The organism is Streptomyces sp. NPDC111656, assembly GCF_055656965.1.
Window position 1 is genome coordinate 66,286 of the sequence record NZ_JBVKCA010000003.1, and the last position, 16,505, is coordinate 82,790.

Below are 16,505 nucleotides of genomic sequence, written 5' to 3' on the forward strand. Positions count from 1 at the left end.
CACCCCCTCCTTCCGTCGCGCGGGGCTCGGCATCGAAGGACGCTTTGCGGGTAACCGCCCTACCTGGAGAAAAGTTGAAACCGGGAGAATCGAATGGTCCGTACGGCGTCACTCCTGAGCACCCTGCGCACCACCGGTACGGCGAAATCCGGTCGACGGTCATCGGTACCCGCGCAGGAGCGCAAGTCGCTCCCGCTGCCCGTGCGGCTGCTCGTGATGCTGCTGGCCTTCGTGGCCATGGTGGCGTTCGCGGTCGCGCTGGCCCGGCTGACGCTCGAGCCGTCACCGGCGTCGAGGGCGCTGATCCACACCAATCTGCACCCCGGCAGTTCTCTGCGGGCCTATCTCGACCAGCCGGCGCTGCGCGACGCCGTGAAGCAGATCGGCGGGAACGTCGTGCTCGGTGTGCCGTTCGGCGTGCTGGTGCCCGTGCTGATTCCGAAAGCCCGGGGGATCCTGCGCGTTCTGCTGCTCACCGCGGTGGTGATGCTGCTGGTCGAGTTGGTCCAGGGCACGCTGATCACCGGACGCGCCTTCGACATCGACGACGTCATCCTCAACACGTCCGGAGCGCTGGTGGGTTATCTGCTGCTGGGACGGCGGATCGGCCGGGCGGTGCATCCCAAGCGCCGTCGGCAGGGCCGGCGCAACCGGCGCGGGGCCCCGAAGGCATGAGGGGCCGCACGGCATGACCCGTCCGCCCGCGGCCCCCACCGCGGGCGGACGGCGTTGATCGGCCGAAGTCGATCGGCCGGAGTCGATCGGCCGGAGTCGATCGACTGGGGGCGAGCGACTGGGGTCGGCCTCTCAGCAGCCCATGGACCAGGTGTGCGAGTCACCCCGGTCGTTCGCCACGGCGTTGTAGCCGACCTCCTCCCCCGGTCCGAGACAGATGGTCATGGCGCCGCCCTGCCAGGCGTCCTCGTAGACCTTCACGTGGTCCTTGACGCCGGGGCCCGAGATGGCGTGGTTGGCCCAGGAGGAGTCGGTGTCGGCGATCCAGCTCTCCCACCAGCCGTCGTCCCCCGACCAGTTGGCGCGCTGGCCGTCGAAGTTGGCGTTCTCCCAGACGCAGAAGTTGCCGCTGGGGCAGTCGGCCGCGCCGGAGGGGGTGGCCAGAGCGAGGCCGCCGGTGAGGGCGAGCAGGGCCGCGGCGGCGGAGAGGGCGAGACGCTGGGTGATCACGAAGGGTCACTGCCTTTCTTCAGGGTTACCTGGACGGTCCGCTCGGCGTACAGATCCGCCGCGCGGCGCAGTGCGCGGGTGCGCAGCTGCCGGTAGGTGGTCAGTTGTCCGTGCCGCTCGGCGCGGACCCGGGCCAGCAGGGCCGGTTCCAGCCGCGCCCGCAGCCGGGTGAGGCCGCTCTCATGTGCGCAGCGCGTGGAGACGGCGGGGTCGGGGCGGCCGGGGCGGGCCTCGTGCGCCGGGGTGACGCAGCGGGTCCAGCGGGCGGTCGCGGCACGGTAGTCGGGGTCGCGCTTCATGCGCTGCTGGGCCTCGGCCCGCAGGTTGTTCACCACGACCCGGGTACGGAACCAGAGCCGCTGGTCGCCGTAGAGATCGCGCTCGGCGGCGGCGAGGCAGCCGTCCGTGTGGGCGGTGACGGTATAGCCGGTGGCGAGGGTGACGGAGAGTTCGGGGTGGCCGCGGCCGAAGAGGGCGCCCTGCAGTCGGCGGTCCTGCGGGGCCGAGGCGCTGTGGTCCTGCGGGGCCGAGGCGTTCGGGAGGGTCAGTCCCCGCCGGGCCAGACAGCGGTCGACGAGCACCTGCTGGGCGGTGTCGATGAGGTCGTTGCGGTCGCGCTCGGTCCTGGGCAGCGGGGGCACGGCCCGCTGCGCCGTCGCCGTGGAGCATCCCGTCAACGCCAGCACCGCGAGCGCGGCGGCGGCGAGCGCGCGAAGGAGTCGCACGGGTCAGCCGACCTCGCAGCCCATCATGGTGTCGGCGACGCCGTCGAGCCGGGCGCCCCAGGGCCAGTTGTCGGCCAGGTCGTGCGCCCGGATCAGCCGGGCGTAGCAGGTGCCGCGGCCCCAGTCGATGGCGTACACGGCGGTGTCGGCGTTGGACCTGAAGGATGCGGCTTTGTCGTGCAGGAACTCCGGGACGTCCGTATAGCCCGGTGGGGTGTAGCACCACGACGAGCCGTGCTGTCCGGCGGCGGTCCAGAAGCACACGTCTCCGGCCCGCGACGCGCCGTGCGTCGCCGCGCTCGCCGGTACGGCGGCGAGGAGGGCGGTCGAGGCCAGCAGGCCGGTCGAGGCGAGGAGGGCGGCGGCGGGCACGGCGAAGCCACGGGGCATGACGACTCCCGGAGGGAAGAGGGGACGCCGGGGCGGTCGCGATCACCCGGCAAGATCAACCGTGCCCTCGCGGGAATCGGCTCATGCCGGGTTCCCACCCTTTGGTGATCTTTCCTGGGGTGCGGGGTCACTCCTTCCGCGACAGCTCACACCGGCGCGAACCCCGAGGTCCGCGCGCTCCCCGCCCCTCGATCCAGCCGTCCGGCGCCGCGACCTGATCCGCCGGACAGGCCCTAGCGGTGCGCCCAGGTGAACTTGTCGCCGCCCACCCAGCGCACCACGTCCGGGTCGTCGAGATCGTGGATGTGGATCCCGTGGGAGCCGGCGATCGTCAGGACATCGGTGATCGACTTCGCCTCGCCGACCATTTCCCCGTCGATCTCCATGATGCGAAACGGCGGGTCGCACGGCTGCACCCCGAGCACCATGACCCGCGGGTAGGAGATGTGGGGGCTCGAGATTTCGGTCATGCCTAGAGCGTAGATCGATTCCCGCGAGCGGGCCGTGGTGAGTGACACCCCGCCGTGCGGGCCGACGGCGGCTGGGCAAGGCTTGAAGGGCTTGAAAGGGGTGGGGAGCTCACGGAAGGTGGTGCCGATGGATCCCGTCGAGGCCCTGGACCGGATCGCGTTCCTGCTGGAGCGCACCCAGGCCCCCACCTATCGCGTACGGGCCTTCCGTACCGCGCAGGCCGTGCTGGCCGCGCTGCCCGCCGGGGAGGTCGACAGGCGCGTCGCCGCCGGAACCCTGGAGTCGCTGAAGGGCATCGGGCCGAAGACGGCGCAGGTCGTGCGCGAGGCGGTGGCCGGTCGGCTGCCCGGCTATCTCGAGACGCTGGAACAGGAGGCCGCGGGCCCCCTCGCCGAGGGCGGCGAACGGCTGCGGTCGCTGCTGCGCGGCGACTGCCATCTGCACTCCGACTGGTCGGACGGCGGCAGCCCGATCGAGACGATGGGCCGGACCGCCGCGCGCCTCGAGCACGAGTGGGCGGTGCTCACGGACCACTCGCCGCGGCTGACCGTGGCGCGGGGCCTGTCCCCCGAGCGGCTGCGCGAGCAGGTGGCGGTGGTGGCGGAGCTCAACCGCCGGTGGGCTCCCTTCCGGCTGCTCACCGGCATCGAGTGCGACATCCTCGACGACGGGTCGCTCGACCAGGAGCCGGAGTTGTTGGAGTCGCTGGACGTCGTGGTGGTGTCGGTGCACTCCAAGCTGCGCATGGACGCCGGGGCGATGACCCGCCGTATGGTCACCGCCGTACGCAATCCGCTCGCGGACGTGCTCGGGCACTGCACGGGTCGGCTGCTCACCGAGCGGCGGCGGCCCGAGTCGGAGTTCGACGCGGACGCGGTCTTCGCCGCCTGCGCGGAGTCCGGTACGGCCGTGGAGATCAACTGCCGTCCGGAACGGCTCGACCCACCGCGCCGGCTTCTGCGCCGGGCGCTCGACGCGGGCGTGCTCTTCTCGATCGACACCGACGCGCACGCCCCCGGCCAGCTCGACTGGCAGATCCACGGCTGCGCGCGGGCCGAGGAGTGCGGAGTGCCCGCCGAGCGCGTGATCACCACCTGGAGCGAGGACGAGCTCTTGGCCTGGACGCGGTCGCGGACGGCGCCGACCCGTGTGACCAACACCTGACGGGCGTACGCTGGGAGGCGAGAGCACATCCGAGCCCGAGCGCCCGGACGCGTGAAGCCGTACGGCGAGCAGAGACGTGAGTCGTCCGGCGACCCGAGAACCGTCCGCCCCTCTTGCCCCCTCCGGGTGACACAGATCACCGCGCCTGCCCAGGTCACGCGGGAACACCCATCGGTAGTTCCCCGTTAAACCAACCGTGGGTGCGGATGGGACAGTGTCCCCGGGCCTCACCTTTGCCCACAGGGACGATCGTTCGGCTGAAGCCCTGTGGAGCCTCTCGCCGAGAGGTGACCGCCATCCGTGCCCACCACAGACGGCCCCGACCGAGATTCCCCCGTCCGGTCGGGGCCTTTTCATGTCTGGCGCCCTGCATGCCCGGCCCGCCCTGCTGCCCCCGCCCTGCGCTGCTGCCCCCTCCGTGGGCGGCGGCCTCCGCTTGACTTCGAGTGCTCTCCAATCCGTAGCGTCGAAACATGACCACTGCACAGCACAAGATCGGCTCGGGGTTCGGCGCCCACAGCACCGCCGACGACGTCCTCCAGGGCGTCGACCTGACCGGGAAGCTCGCGATCGTCACCGGCGGGTACTCGGGGCTCGGCCTGGAGACCACCCGCGCGCTCACCAAGGCGGGCGCCCACGTCGTCGTGCCGGCGCGCCGCCCGGACGTGGCCAGGGAGGCCGTGGAGGGCATCGAGGGGGTCGAGGTGGACGAGCTCGACCTCGGCGACCTCGACAGCGTCCGCGACTTCGCCGAACGCTTCCTCGCCTCCGGCCGCACCATCGACGTCGTCATCGACAACGCCGGGATCATGGCCTGCCCTGAGACCCGCGTCGGTCCCGGCTGGGAGGCCCAGTTCGCGACCAACCACCTCGGCCACTTCGCGCTCGTGAACCGTCTGTGGCCCGCGATCGAGCCGGGCGGCGCACGGGTCGTCTCCGTCTCCTCGGGCGGTCACCACAACTCGGGGATCCGCTGGGACGACGTGCACTGGCGCACCGGCTACGACAAGTGGGACGCGTACGGGCAGGCGAAGACCGCGAACATCCTGTTCGCCGTCCACCTCGACCGGCTCGGCCGGGAGTCCGGCGTACGGGCCTTCGCCCTCCACCCCGGCGGCATCCTCACCCCGCTGCAGCGCCACCTCGCCAAGGAGGAGATGGTGGAGCGCGGCTGGATCGACGAGGCCGGCAACCCGCTGAACCCGTCCGGCTTCAAGTCGCCCCAGGAGGGTGCGGCGACCCAGGTGTGGGCCGCGACCTCACCCCAGTTGGCCGGCCTGGGCGGGGTGTACTGCGAGGACTGCGACATCGCCGAGGTCGCTCCGGCGGACGGCGAGCGGACCGGCGTACGCGACTACGCGATCGACCCCGAGCAGGCCGCGCGGCTGTGGACGCTGTCGGCGGAGCTGACCGGGGTGAACGCGTTCGCGTGACGCGCCCGGGGCGTCAGTCGCGGGCCATGAACTCCCGCAGATCCGCGAGGAGTCGTTCCGCGTGCGTGGCGAAGAGGCCGTGGCCCGCGTTCTCGTAGACCTTGAGTGTGCCGTCGGGGAGCAGTTCGGCCGCCCGGCGGCCGGTCAGGTCCAGCGGCGCCGACGTGTCGTGGGTGCCGTGGACGACCAGTGCGGGCAGGTCGAGCTTGACCAGTTCGGGGGCGACGTTCAGGGTGGCCGCGAGGTCTCCCAACGCCGCCCCGCCGCGCGCGGTGGCGCCGTGACAGCGGTTGATCATGGACTGCACATAGGCCGGGGAGAGTTCGTTCCCGGGGAGGTCGAGGGCGAAGAACGAGCGGGCCCCGTCCACGAAGAAGGCGGCCCGGTCTCGGCGGAAGACCTCGTTGCCGGCCTCGACGACGCCCGGGTCGATGCCCTCCGGATGGTCCGCGGACCGGACGGCCCCGGGCGCCATGCCCGCGACGAGTGCCACCCTCGCCACCCGCTCGACGCCGTGCCGGGTCAGGCAGCGTACGACTTCCGCGGTCCCGATGGAGTGCCCGACCAGTGTCACCCCGGACAGGTCGAGGTGGCGCAGCAGCCCGTCGACGTCGTCGGCCAACGTGTCGAGGTCGAACCCGCCCCACACGTCGTCGGACCGGCCGTGGCCGCGCCGGTCGAAGCCGACGCACCGACAGCCCTCCGCGGCGAGCGGCAGCATCTGGTACTCCCACATCTCCGTGCCGAAGTAGGCGCTGTTGACGAACACGATGACCTGTCCGGCGGCGGGACCGTAGTCGACGAAGTGCAGTCGGGTGCCATCGACGGGGCTCTCGAAGTACGGCATGGGAAACCTCCCGGAATCCGGTGGCGGGACGAGTGGGTACGTCCTTCATGGTTCCGAAGGGCCGGGGCGGGGTCGATTACCCCCGAGGTCATGCACGAAGGCGCCGCCGGGCAGAGCGGAGTGCGACGCCCGGCCGTGGTCGGACAGTTACCGGGCCGCCCGCGCGCCCGACCTCGTGGTCAGCTCGGTCGGCCGATGGCCCGCAACGGGCACCCGGTGTCGACGCGCGTGGCGAGTTCGGCCCGCAGGGTGGCGAGTTCGGCCATGCGGGCGTCGATGACCTGGATCTTCTGCTCGAACAGCACGGACAGCGCCTCCGCGGAGTCCGGCGCCTCCCGCAACTCCTCGCCGTGCCGCGCGATCTCCGCGAGCGAGAATCCCAGCGTCTGCGCAGTGCGGACGTACTGCAACCAGGGCACCGCCTCGGGCGGGAAGTCGCGATAACCGTTGGCCAGCCGCCGACCCGTGACGAGGCCGACCTTCTCGTAGAACCGAATGGTGTCTCTGCTCATGCCCGCCTGCGCGGCGAGCTCTCCGATACGCATGTCCCTCCTTCGGACGGCGGGCTTGACCTTGGACCGTACTCCACTGTTTAGCGTGAGGCGTCGCTGCCCCGAGACCAGTTGGAGCCTCATCGTGATCCGGACCCTCGCCCCCGAACGCCCCGCCTATCTTCGCGCCGTACGGGCAAGCGCCTGGTACGACCTCGTCGTCACCGCGGGCTTCGCGACGCCTTGGACGTACGCGCTGGTGCACGATGCGCTGTCGTCGTGGGGCAACGCGCTCGGGCTGGGAACCCTGCCCGAACTCGACCCGGTGCAGACCCTGTACGCGAATCTGATGGGCTCGGTCGTGGTTGTGTGGGCCGTCCTGCGCATCGTCCGGCCGCTGCCGGTGCACGGCCTGCTCGACGGCATCGCACGCACGCTGTTCGCGGCGTGGCAGGCGTACGCGCTGGCCCACGGTGCCATGCGGCTGCTTTGGCTGTTCTTCGGCGTCGAGGTGATGTTCGGCCTCGTCCAGCTGGTGCCGTGGTGGCGAAGCCGGAACACGAACCCGTTGGACACCGCGGCCGGCCCGGCCGTTGGGCATCCGCTCACCCCGGAGGGCCGGTGACACCCTGTCGAGGGCTGCTGTGCTCCGCCGCTGCCCACTGCTTCGACGGCCCGTCGAACGCCCCGAGTACGCGGCGGCGTGCCCGGCCACGTGCCCCATAGACCCTCGCCGAGCCGAAACCCGTACGGCGATACTTCCTACTCGTCATCGCGTCGACTATCCCGGTACGGGCGGGAACGCCCCTCGGTGATCCCGACAGGGACGCCGTGGCTGTCGCCCGGTCCAGCACGGCCGAAGAACGCCGAAGCACGCCGCAGAGCAGGGCGTAGCCGTGTGCGCACCGACGACAGCCCACCCAGCCACCGCGGTGCCACTCGACCTCGTTCAGAAAACGTTCTGGAGACAAACCCGATGAAGTTCGCCAAACGTCTCGTCCTCACCACGACAGCTCTCGCCGCCGTGACCGCCGGCACGCTGTTCAGCGCGACGGTCGGCCAGGCCGCCGCCTCGCAGCCCGCCCGCACCGGCGTCGACGCTCCCGCCGCGCTGAAGGTCCCCGACGGCAACCGGCTCACCGACGTCTTCTCCGCCGCGGGCGTCCAGACCTACACCTGCGCCGACGGCGCCTGGAAGCTGCTGGAACCCGCCGCCACCCTGTGGGCCAAGAACGACCGCTCCCACCGCCCCGTCGCCCTCCACTCCCGCGGTCCCGTCTGGGTGTCCACGGTGGACGGCAGCGCGGTCAACGCCGCCGCCATCGCCAACTCCCCCAAGACCGGCACCATCCCCGAGCTTCTCCTGCAGTCCACCGCCACGCGCGGCACCGGGGTCTTCGCCGGCGTCTCCTACGTCCAGCGCCTCGACACCCACGGCGGCGTCGCGCCCACCACCGCCTGCACCGGTACCGACCAGATCAGCGTCCGCTACTCCGCCACCTACGCCTTCTACAAGCCCGCCAAGTGATGCGGTAAGGAGCGACGGCAGGGGCCCTCCGGACGATCCCAAGGGCTCCTGCCCTGCTGCGGGCAGCCGGGATCCGAGTCTCCTCGACCGCACCGCACACCTCACCACTCAGCCTCAAAACCCGTCGCGCCCGCCGAGCGGACGATCTAGCCTGCTGCTCAGTGCCCGGAGCCTGGATGGACGGCTCGGGCGAACTTCTGAGCCGACCGGACACTGCGCGCGCTCAACGACCAAACGGGTGGGGAAAACAGTGGTTCGTCCATCACGGGCCGGCAGCACGATTGCCATGCTCATGACTTTCTCGACGCTCTCCGCATGCGGATCCGGGCAGGGTGCCCCGGCAGGCGCAGCGCCGGAAGAGACCACGACGGCCGGGGTGCAGGGCAAGTCGTTGAACAAGGCGGACCTGGAGCGGACGGTGATCACCGAAACGGATCTCGACGGCTACGAGGTCAACCCGACCCTGACTACTCCCTCGGCGTCTCGCCGGACGGCGGATCCTGCCGCATGCACGCCCGTCGTTCAGGCCCTGGGCGGAAGCAGCGGCTTCACAGCCACCGCACGCACGGGCCGGATCATCTTCTCGAAGAAGCACGGTCCCGGAGCATCCATGATCCTGTCTTCACACAGCGCCGGGGACGCCGCGCGGGTGATCGACGCATTCCGCACGTCCGCCGAGCGATGCAAGACGTTCAAGGACATCCGGGCGGACTTCCGCTACGCCGATGCCGACCTGCGGCCCGACCCCGGCTACGGCGATGAATCCGTGTCCCTGCGGCTCACCCAGCTCGCGGCGGACAGTGCGGACGAGGACCCCGTCCGGGTGCCCTTCGCGGTGGTGGCCGTTCGGCAGGGAACGACCGTCGCCATGTTCTACGCGTTCAACCTCCCCGCAGGGCCAAGGGGCAAGGAGCCGGCCGTCATACCGGAAACGATCATCAAGGCGCAGCTGCACAAGCTCGGCAAGCTGACGGATTCCGAGTGATCGCGGCCGACTCACCGCGCGGGAACGGGCGTCGAGAATCCCCGACTGTGGGTCAGTGCGGGGCGCGCTCCTCCAGGGCGGTGCGCCAGGCCGGGGAGGGGCCCTCGCTCACCGGCTCGGCGCGTCGGCCGCCCCGCGCGAAGAAGTCGGCGAGCGGCAGGATCGCGGCGCCGACGGTCACCGCGTCCGGGCCGAGCCGGCCGAGGTCGATGGAGACGCGCTCGGCCGGGTAGCGCAGGGCGTAGGAGGCCGCGTACCGGCGGACGGCGGGCAGAAAGCGGGTGCCGAGCTGGAGGCCCGCCCAGCCGCCGATCAGGATCCGCTCGGGCTGGAAGAGGTTGATCAGGTCGGACAGGCCCGCGCCGAGGTACTCGGCGGTCTCCTCCAGGACGGCGAGCGCGACGGGGTCAGGCTCGACGCCCTCCTCGGCCGGGTAGGCCGCGGTGAGCATCGCGGTGAGCGCGGTCTCCTCGTCGGTGCCCTCAGGCGGGCGTCCGCCTTCCTCGCGCCAGCGGTCGAGGAGCGCCTCCGCGCCCGCGTACGCCTCCAGGCAGCCCAGGGCACCGCACCGGCAGCGGCGCCCCCTGACCCGTACCGTCAGGTGGCCCCATTCCACCGAGCGGCCGTGCTCCACGTCCTCGGTGACCAGACAGGCGCCGACGCCCGAGCCGAAGAGGACGACGACCGCGTTGCGCGCGCCGCGTCCGGCGCCGAACCACATCTCGGCCTGGCCCAGGGTCCGGGCGCCGTTGTCCGCGAAGTACGGGACGGTGTCGGGGAGTTGGCAGGCCGAACGGAGCAGGGACTCCAACGGGACGGCGTCCCAGCCGATCGTCTGACCGTGCACCACCGCACCCTCCTCGGGCGTACGGGCGACGATTCCCGGGACGCCGATACCGACGCCGAGCAACCGCTCGGGAGCGATGCCCGCCTCGTCCAGCACTTCGGCGACACCGTCCCGGATGTGCCCGACGATGACATCGACGTCGTACTCCCGACGCTTCGACGACGGTCCGCCGCCCAGCGACGGCCCCTCGCCCTGAGCCGCCCCCTCGCCGTCCGACGCCCAGTCACCCCCGTACCTCCGCTGCTCCAGCGGCCGCTCCGTGCGGGCGAGTTCGGTGAGGGTCAGGTCGAAGAGTTCGACGCGGACGCGGGTTTCGCCGACGTCGACGCCGATCATGTGGCCGCTGCCGGGCACGACCCGCAGCAACGTGCGTGGGCGACCGCCGTCGGAGTCCACGCTTCCGGCCTCCTCGACCAGACCGTCCGCGACGAGTTCGGCGACCACGTTGCTGACGGAACCAGAACTCAGGCCGGTGGCCGGGCCCAGCTCGAAGCGGCTCATGGGGCCGTCGAAATACAACCGTTGCAACACCGCGGTGCGATTGCCGCGCCGCAGGTCACGCACTGTTCGCCCGTTCCGCACCGCCATGTGAGTCCCTCCTGGCCCGCCCGACCTGCAAGATACCCCTGCGCGATCCCTTGACGCGACTTTCTTCCGGGTCTTAACTCACGTCCTAAATTAAGACATGAGGGTCGTTCGAGAAGTGAACGCGGGCGCCCCTCGTGGCTCTTCCTCCGGGAAAGGGACATACGCAGCCATGCGCAGAATCCGAGCCGCGGCCGCCGGTGCGGTCACCGTCTCCCTGCTGACCGCCGTGACCGCCTGTGGTGGCGGCTCGTCGACGGGCGGTGGGTCCAACGACTCGCCGAAGACGCTCACCTACTGGGCCTCCAACCAGGGCGCCAGCATCGAGGTCGACAAGAAGGTCCTCCAGCCCGAACTCGACAAGTTCGAGAAGCAGTCCGGGATCAAGGTGAAGGTGGAGGTCGTCCCCTGGTCGGACCTGCTGAACCGGATTCTCACCGCGACCACGTCGGGTCAGGGCCCCGACGTCCTGAACATCGGCAACACCTGGAGCGCCTCGTTGCAGGCCACCGGCGCACTGCTGCCGTGGGACGCGAGCAATTTCGCCAAGATCGGCGGCAAGGACCGCTTCGTCGATTCGGCGCTCGGCTCGACGGGCGCGCAGGGCAAGGACCCGGCCGCGGTCCCGCTGTACTCGATGGCGTACGCGCTCTACTACAACAAGAAGATGTTCGCCGACGCGGGGCTTGCGAAGCCGCCGGCCACCTGGGACGAGCTGATCGCCGACGGCAAGAAGCTGTCCAAGGGCGGCAAGTGGGGCCTGGGGGCGGAGGGTTCGAACCCCTCGGAGAACATCCACCACACCTTCGTCTTCGCCAAGCAGCACGGGGCCGACTTCTTCACCGCCGACGGCAAGCCGGACTTCACCTCGGACGGCACGGTCGCGGCGGTCAAGCAGTACGTCGACCTGATGGCCAAGGACAAGATCATCGCGCCCGGCAACGCCGAGTACGCCCAGAACCAGTCCGTGAGCGACTTCGCCAAGGGCAAGAACGCGATGCTGCTGTGGCAGTCGGCGTCCGCCAACCTCAAGTCGCAGGGCATGAGTGACGACGCGTACGGCATCGCACCGGTCCCCGTGCAGTCCGGCACCCCGGGAACCGGCACCAACGTCAACTCGATGGTGGCGGGCATCAACCTGGCCGTCTTCAAGAACAGCCACAACCTCGACGGCGCCACGAAGTTCGTGAAGTTCATGACCAGCGACGCCGAGCAGAAGATCCTCAACACGGCGTACAGCTCCATCCCGCCGGTGAAGACGGCCCAGACGGACGCCACCTTCAACACCCCGGCGAACGCGGTCCTCAAGGACACCCTGGCCAAGAGCGCCGCCGCGCTTCCCCAGGTCGCCGACGAGTCCCAGTTCGAGACGACGGTCGGTACGGCCGTCAAGACGCTGTTCGCGGCCGCGGCCGCCGGACGCGCGGTGACCACGGAGTCGGTGAAGGCTGAGCTCGAGAAGGCCCAGCAGCAGATGCCTGCGAAGTGAGCGCGGACTCCCTCATGACCACCACGACCGCCGCCTCCGCCGATTCCGGCGAACGGGCGGTGCCCAAGGACTCCCCCGGGGCGGCGCGCGGACCGCGCCGCCCCGGGCGGATCCGGCGCATCGCACTGCCCTATCTGCTGCTCCTGCCCGCCCTGATCCTCGAACTCCTGGTCCACCTGGTGCCGATGGTGATCGGCATCTTCATGAGCTTCAAGGAGCTCACCCAGTTCTACATCCGCGACTGGGGCACCGCGCCCTGGTCCGGCTTCGACAACTACAAGGTGTCGGTGGACTTCAGCGCGCCCGTCGGCAAGGCGCTGCTGCACTCGTTCCTCGTCACCGTCGGCTTCACCCTGCTGTCGGTGGCCCTGTGCTGGCTGATCGGCACGGCGGCCGCGATCTACATGCAGGACACCTTCCGCGGCCGCGGTCTGCTGCGGGCGCTCTTCCTCGTCCCGTACGCGCTGCCCGTGTACGCGGCGGTCATCACCTGGGTGTTCATGTTCCAGCACGACAACGGCCTGGTGAACCACGTCCTGCACGACCAGCTGCACGTCACCGACAAGCCGTCCTTCTGGCTCATCGGCGACAACAGCTTCTACGCCCTGCTCACCGTGTCGGTGTGGAAGGGCTGGCCGTTCGCGTTCCTCATCGTCATGGCAGGCCTCCAGAACATCCCCGGGGAGCTGTACGAAGCCGCCGCCCTCGACGGTGCCGGTCTGTGGCAGCAGCTGCGGCGCATCACCCTGCCGTCACTGCGCCCGGTCAACCAGGTGCTGGTGCTGGTCCTGTTCCTGTGGACGTTCAACGACTTCAACACGCCGTTCGTCCTGTTCGGCAGGACCGCTCCGGAGGCCGCGGACCTCATCTCGGTGCACATCTACCAGGCCTCGTTCGTCACCTGGAACTTCGGCACCGGATCCGCGATGTCGGTCCTGCTGCTGCTCTTCCTGCTCGTCGTGACGGGCGTCTACCTGCTGCTGACCTCCCGAGGAAGGAAGACGGCCGATGTCTAGCACCGCGCGGACGGCGTCCCGCGCCTCGAAGGCGCCCCGCTCGCCGATGGCTCCCCCGCGGTCCTTCCTCTGGTCCCGCAGGATCTTCCTCACCCTGCTCACCGGCTTCGTCCTGGTACCGGTCTACGTCATGGTCTCCAGCTCGCTGAAGCCGCTCGCGGACGTCTCGGGGAAGTTCCGCTGGCTGCCGAGCGGGCTGACGATCCGCCCGTACATCGACATCTGGTCGACGGTCCCGCTGGCGAGGTACTTCGTGAACTCGCTGATCGTGGCGGGCGCGGCGACCGTCTGCTCGGTGGTGATCGCGGTCTTCGCGGCGTACGCGGTGAGCCGCTACAGCTTCCGCGGCAAGCGCGTCTTCACGGTGACCGTGCTGTCGACGCAGATGTTCCCCGGCATCCTCTTCCTCCTGCCGCTCTTCCTTCTCTACGTCAACATCGGCAACGCCACGGGCATCGCGCTGTTCGGCTCGCGCGGCGGCCTGATCCTCACGTATCTCACTTTCTCCCTGCCGTTCTCGATCTGGATGCTGATCGGGTACTTCGACTCGGTGCCGCGCGATCTGGACGAGGCGGCGCTGGTGGACGGCTGCGGGCCGCTCGGCGCGCTGCTGCGGGTGGTCGTGCCCGCCGCGATCCCCGGCATCGTCGCCGTCGCCGTCTACGCCTTCATGACCGCCTGGGGCGAGGTGCTGTTCGCGTCGGTGATGACCAACGACACCACGCGCACGCTCGCCGTCGGGCTCCAGGGCTACTCCACGCTCAACAACGTGTACTGGAACCAGATCATGGCCGCCTCGCTCGTGGTGAGCGTCCCGGTGGTCGCCGGGTTCCTGCTGCTCCAGCGCTACCTCGTCGCCGGCCTGACGGCCGGAGCCGTCAAGTGACCGACTCCTCATCCCCTGAAGGGACTTCCGTGACCATCGACCTTGCCGCACTCCCCGAGGACTTCCTGTGGGGCACGGCCACGTCGGCCTACCAGATCGAGGGAGCCGTCGCCGAGGACGGCCGCTCGCCGTCCATCTGGGACACGTTCTCGCAGACTCCGGGCAAGATCGACAACGGCGACCACGGGGACATCGCCTGCGACCACTACCACCGCTGGCGCGAGGACATCGCACTCATGCGCCAACTGGGCACCAACGCCTACCGGTTGTCCATCGCCTGGCCCCGGGTGGTGCCGGGCGGCGACGGCCCGGTCAACGCGAAGGGGCTCGACTTCTACGACCAGTTGATCGACGGCCTGCTGGAGGCGGGCATCACCCCCTCCGTCACCCTCTACCACTGGGACCTGCCGCAGGTGCTCCAGGACCGCGGCGGGTGGCCGGCACGCGACACGGCACACCATTTCGCCTCGTACGCGTCGGTGGTCGCGGAGCGTCTGGGTGACCGCGTCCACCACTGGACGACCCTGAACGAGCCGCTGTGCTCGGCCTGGATCGGCCACCTGGAGGGCCGGATGGCTCCCGGCCTCGCGGATCTGGAGGTCGCGGTCCGCGCCTCGTACCACCTGCTCCTGGGCCATGGCCTGGCCGTGCAGGCCATCCGCGCGGCGGCACCGGACGCACAGGTGGGCATCGTCAACAACCTCTCCAGCGTCGAGGCCGCCACCGACCGCCCCGAGGACGTCGCGGCGGCCCGCCGGCTGGACGGGCACACCAACCGCTGGTGGCTGGACCCGGTGCACGGCCGCGGGTTCCCGGCGGACATGCGCGAGGTCTACGGCGTCGAACTCCCGGAGCTGCCGGGCGACTTGGAGACCATGGCGCAGCCCCTGGACTGGCTGGGCCTCAACTACTACTTCCCCTCCAGCGTCGCCGACGACCCCTCAGGACCCGCGCCGCGCGTGCGTACGGTGCGCCGCCTGGGCGTTCCCCGCACCGGCATGGACTGGGAGGTCGACGCCTCCGGCATCGAGCGCCTGCTGCTGCGCCTCACCGACGACTACGGCGCCCGCAAGCTGTACGTCACCGAGAACGGCTCCGCCTATCCCGACGTCGTGCGCCCCGACGGCACCGTCGACGACCCCGAGCGCACACGGTACCTGGAGCAGCACCTCGCCGCGTGTGCCGCGGCGGCCGGCAAGGGCGTTCCCCTCGCCGGATACTTCGCCTGGTCGCTGCTCGACAACTTCGAGTGGGCCTACGGCTACGACAAGCGCTTCGGCCTCGTGCACGTCGACTACGAGACCCAGCGGCGCACGGTGAAGGGGAGCGGGCACCGGTACGCGGACATCATCCGGGCCCACGGGGAGCGCGGGCGCAGCGCGGCCTGACGTACGTCCCGGCCTTCGCGCTGGACGCGGGTGCTCCCTCGAACGGAGCTCGCGTCCAGCCGAAGGCGGTGGACGAGGTCACCCCTGCGACCTGTCGGCTCCATGCCGGCCGATGTCGTCCAGGGCCGCCTCGAGCTGCGGAGCCACCACCTTCCGGGTCCAGGCGACATCGTCGTCACCCACGGCGCGGGGCACGGTCTCGATGAGCATGATCAGGTAGAGGTAGCTGCGGTAGAGGGCGAGGCGTCGGCGGGCCGCGGGGTCGAAGTCCGCGCGGCCTCCCGCCTTCCGATAGCCGGTCAGGAAGGCGGTGTCGTCCTCGATGTCGCCGAGGAGGGCGAGGGAGACGAAGTCCGCCAGGGGGTCGCCCCAGAACATGCGCTCGCCGTCGATCAGACCGCCGATCCGGGGTGTTCCTTCCGGCCGGTCCACGAGGATGTTGCCCGGCCACAGGTCGAAGTGGACCAGGCGGGGGGTGGTGACCTCCTCCAGGGTGTCGTACGCCGCCCTCGCGGTGCGGGCCACCTCGTCCACGGGCCGGGGCAGCCAGGCCCGATAGCGGCGGGCGTCGTCCAGGACGGCGTCGTACATGGTGGTGAAGGCGGTGCGCCAGTCGGGGGCGAGTGGGCCGAGCGCCCCGGAGGGGTAGCCGAAGCCGGGTCCGGTGACCTGGTGGAGCCGGGCCACCAGGCCGCCCAACTCCGTGCGCAGAGCGGTCTGTTCGACGGGGGTGAGTGTGCCGTTCCACGACTGGCCCGGGCAGGCCGTCATGAGGAGGTGACGGCCCCCGGTGGCCAGGACGCGCGGCGCCGGTACGTCGACGGTGGCCGCCGCCCGGTAGAACTCCGCCTCGGACACCAGGAGTTCGCGCTCATGGCGCATGCCCGGGTTGGTCTCCGGGGGCGGGACCTTCAGCACATGGCGGGTGCCGTCGGTGAGGAGGAGTTCCTCGACGGTGTTGTAGGTGCCGCCGTCGAGCGGGCGGCAGCGGGCGAGGCGGTCCGGCGGCAGTCCGGCCGCCGCGAGGATCCGCCGCGCCCGCTCCCAGGAGTCCTCCGTCATGCGCCCCACCCGC

18 protein-coding genes are annotated in these 16,505 nt (G+C 70.6%); 10 read left to right on the forward strand and 8 right to left on the reverse strand.

The genetic code is table 11. From position 1 onward, the window contains the following. Positions 1 to 93: 93 nt before the first annotated feature. Positions 94 to 675: a VanZ family protein gene (locus ACZ7M3_RS10590; protein ID WP_452963556.1), complete on the forward strand. Its 582-nt coding sequence runs from the start codon at positions 94 to 96 to the stop codon at positions 673 to 675. A gap of 132 nt (positions 676 to 807) precedes the next feature. On the opposite strand, the gene ACZ7M3_RS10595 is transcribed toward ACZ7M3_RS10590, so the two are convergent. The 4 genes from ACZ7M3_RS10595 to ACZ7M3_RS10610 all read right to left on the reverse strand — a co-directional run bounded on the left by ACZ7M3_RS10595 (position 808) and on the right by ACZ7M3_RS10610 (position 2,770). Beyond that, the gene (locus tag ACZ7M3_RS10595; RefSeq protein WP_373558896.1) at positions 808 to 1,185 is read right to left on the reverse strand and encodes a peptidase inhibitor family I36 protein; all 378 of its coding nucleotides are present in this window, start codon (positions 1,183 to 1,185) and stop codon (positions 808 to 810) included. After that, the gene (locus tag ACZ7M3_RS10600) at positions 1,182 to 1,910 is read right to left on the reverse strand and encodes a hypothetical protein (RefSeq protein ID WP_472062326.1); all 729 of its coding nucleotides are present in this window, start codon (positions 1,908 to 1,910) and stop codon (positions 1,182 to 1,184) included. Before ACZ7M3_RS10600 ends, ACZ7M3_RS10595 begins: the two co-directional genes overlap by 4 nt. Before the next feature lie 3 nt (positions 1,911 to 1,913). Further along, positions 1,914 to 2,300 (reverse strand): hypothetical protein, encoded by a 387-nt coding sequence (locus ACZ7M3_RS10605; RefSeq protein ID WP_075028061.1) that lies wholly within the window; start codon positions 2,298 to 2,300, stop codon positions 1,914 to 1,916. Positions 2,301 to 2,533: 233 nt separating this feature from the next. Next, a complete protein-coding gene (locus ACZ7M3_RS10610) occupies positions 2,534 to 2,770 on the reverse strand; it encodes a hypothetical protein (protein WP_355301748.1) in 237 nt (78 codons plus the stop codon). Between the two features lie 127 nt (positions 2,771 to 2,897). On the opposite strand from ACZ7M3_RS10610, the gene ACZ7M3_RS10615 reads away from it, so the two are divergent. Beyond that, the gene (locus tag ACZ7M3_RS10615) at positions 2,898 to 3,935 is read left to right on the forward strand and encodes a PHP domain-containing protein (RefSeq protein WP_472062328.1); all 1,038 of its coding nucleotides are present in this window, start codon (positions 2,898 to 2,900) and stop codon (positions 3,933 to 3,935) included. 473 nt (positions 3,936 to 4,408) lie between these two features. Beyond that, positions 4,409 to 5,368 carry an SDR family NAD(P)-dependent oxidoreductase gene (locus ACZ7M3_RS10620; protein ID WP_472062329.1) on the forward strand — a complete coding sequence of 320 codons (960 nt, stop codon included), beginning with the start codon at positions 4,409 to 4,411 and terminating at the stop codon, positions 5,366 to 5,368. A gap of 13 nt (positions 5,369 to 5,381) precedes the next feature. Here the strand turns inward: ACZ7M3_RS10620 and ACZ7M3_RS10625 are convergent, their stop codons facing one another. Further along, positions 5,382 to 6,215: an alpha/beta fold hydrolase gene (locus ACZ7M3_RS10625; RefSeq protein WP_472062331.1), complete on the reverse strand. Its 834-nt coding sequence runs from the start codon at positions 6,213 to 6,215 to the stop codon at positions 5,382 to 5,384. 179 nt (positions 6,216 to 6,394) lie between these two features. Next, the gene (locus ACZ7M3_RS10630) at positions 6,395 to 6,760 is read right to left on the reverse strand and encodes a MerR family transcriptional regulator (RefSeq protein WP_097223736.1); all 366 of its coding nucleotides are present in this window, start codon (positions 6,758 to 6,760) and stop codon (positions 6,395 to 6,397) included. 91 nt (positions 6,761 to 6,851) lie between these two features. Here ACZ7M3_RS10630 and ACZ7M3_RS10635 point away from each other — a divergent pair, with 91 nt between their 5' ends. The 3 genes from ACZ7M3_RS10635 (at position 6,852) to ACZ7M3_RS10645 (ending at position 9,219) form a co-directional block, all read left to right on the forward strand. Further along, positions 6,852 to 7,331 carry a hypothetical protein gene (locus ACZ7M3_RS10635; RefSeq protein ID WP_472062332.1) on the forward strand — a complete coding sequence of 160 codons (480 nt, stop codon included), beginning with the start codon at positions 6,852 to 6,854 and terminating at the stop codon, positions 7,329 to 7,331. Positions 7,332 to 7,682: 351 nt separating this feature from the next. Continuing rightward, positions 7,683 to 8,234 (forward strand): DUF3455 domain-containing protein, encoded by a 552-nt coding sequence (locus ACZ7M3_RS10640; RefSeq protein WP_472062334.1) that lies wholly within the window; start codon positions 7,683 to 7,685, stop codon positions 8,232 to 8,234. A gap of 292 nt (positions 8,235 to 8,526) precedes the next feature. Continuing rightward, positions 8,527 to 9,219, forward strand: coding sequence for a hypothetical protein (locus ACZ7M3_RS10645; RefSeq protein ID WP_472062336.1), 693 nt, complete (start codon positions 8,527 to 8,529; stop codon positions 9,217 to 9,219). A 52-nt stretch (positions 9,220 to 9,271) separates the two neighbouring features. Here the strand turns inward: ACZ7M3_RS10645 and ACZ7M3_RS10650 are convergent, their stop codons facing one another. Then, positions 9,272 to 10,654 carry an ROK family transcriptional regulator gene (locus ACZ7M3_RS10650; protein WP_388120727.1) on the reverse strand — a complete coding sequence of 461 codons (1,383 nt, stop codon included), beginning with the start codon at positions 10,652 to 10,654 and terminating at the stop codon, positions 9,272 to 9,274. Positions 10,655 to 10,823: 169 nt separating this feature from the next. On the opposite strand from ACZ7M3_RS10650, the gene ACZ7M3_RS10655 reads away from it, so the two are divergent. From ACZ7M3_RS10655 to ACZ7M3_RS10670, 4 genes are read left to right on the forward strand one after another with little or no spacing between them, the layout of a single operon-like run. Continuing rightward, on the forward strand, positions 10,824 to 12,140 hold the full coding sequence (locus ACZ7M3_RS10655; protein ID WP_472062338.1) for an ABC transporter substrate-binding protein: 1,317 nt from the start codon (positions 10,824 to 10,826) through the stop codon (positions 12,138 to 12,140). A 14-nt stretch (positions 12,141 to 12,154) separates the two neighbouring features. Then, positions 12,155 to 13,156 (forward strand): carbohydrate ABC transporter permease, encoded by a 1,002-nt coding sequence (locus ACZ7M3_RS10660; protein ID WP_472062340.1) that lies wholly within the window; start codon positions 12,155 to 12,157, stop codon positions 13,154 to 13,156. Next, the gene (locus ACZ7M3_RS10665; RefSeq protein WP_472062342.1) at positions 13,149 to 14,042 is read left to right on the forward strand and encodes a carbohydrate ABC transporter permease; all 894 of its coding nucleotides are present in this window, start codon (positions 13,149 to 13,151) and stop codon (positions 14,040 to 14,042) included. Before ACZ7M3_RS10660 ends, ACZ7M3_RS10665 begins: the two co-directional genes overlap by 8 nt. A gap of 29 nt (positions 14,043 to 14,071) precedes the next feature. Continuing rightward, positions 14,072 to 15,430 carry a GH1 family beta-glucosidase gene (locus tag ACZ7M3_RS10670; RefSeq protein ID WP_472062343.1) on the forward strand — a complete coding sequence of 453 codons (1,359 nt, stop codon included), beginning with the start codon at positions 14,072 to 14,074 and terminating at the stop codon, positions 15,428 to 15,430. A gap of 78 nt (positions 15,431 to 15,508) precedes the next feature. Here the strand turns inward: ACZ7M3_RS10670 and ACZ7M3_RS10675 are convergent, their stop codons facing one another. After that, positions 15,509 to 16,492 carry a phosphotransferase family protein gene (locus tag ACZ7M3_RS10675; RefSeq protein ID WP_472062345.1) on the reverse strand — a complete coding sequence of 328 codons (984 nt, stop codon included), beginning with the start codon at positions 16,490 to 16,492 and terminating at the stop codon, positions 15,509 to 15,511. Between the last annotated feature and the right edge of the window lie 13 nt (positions 16,493 to 16,505).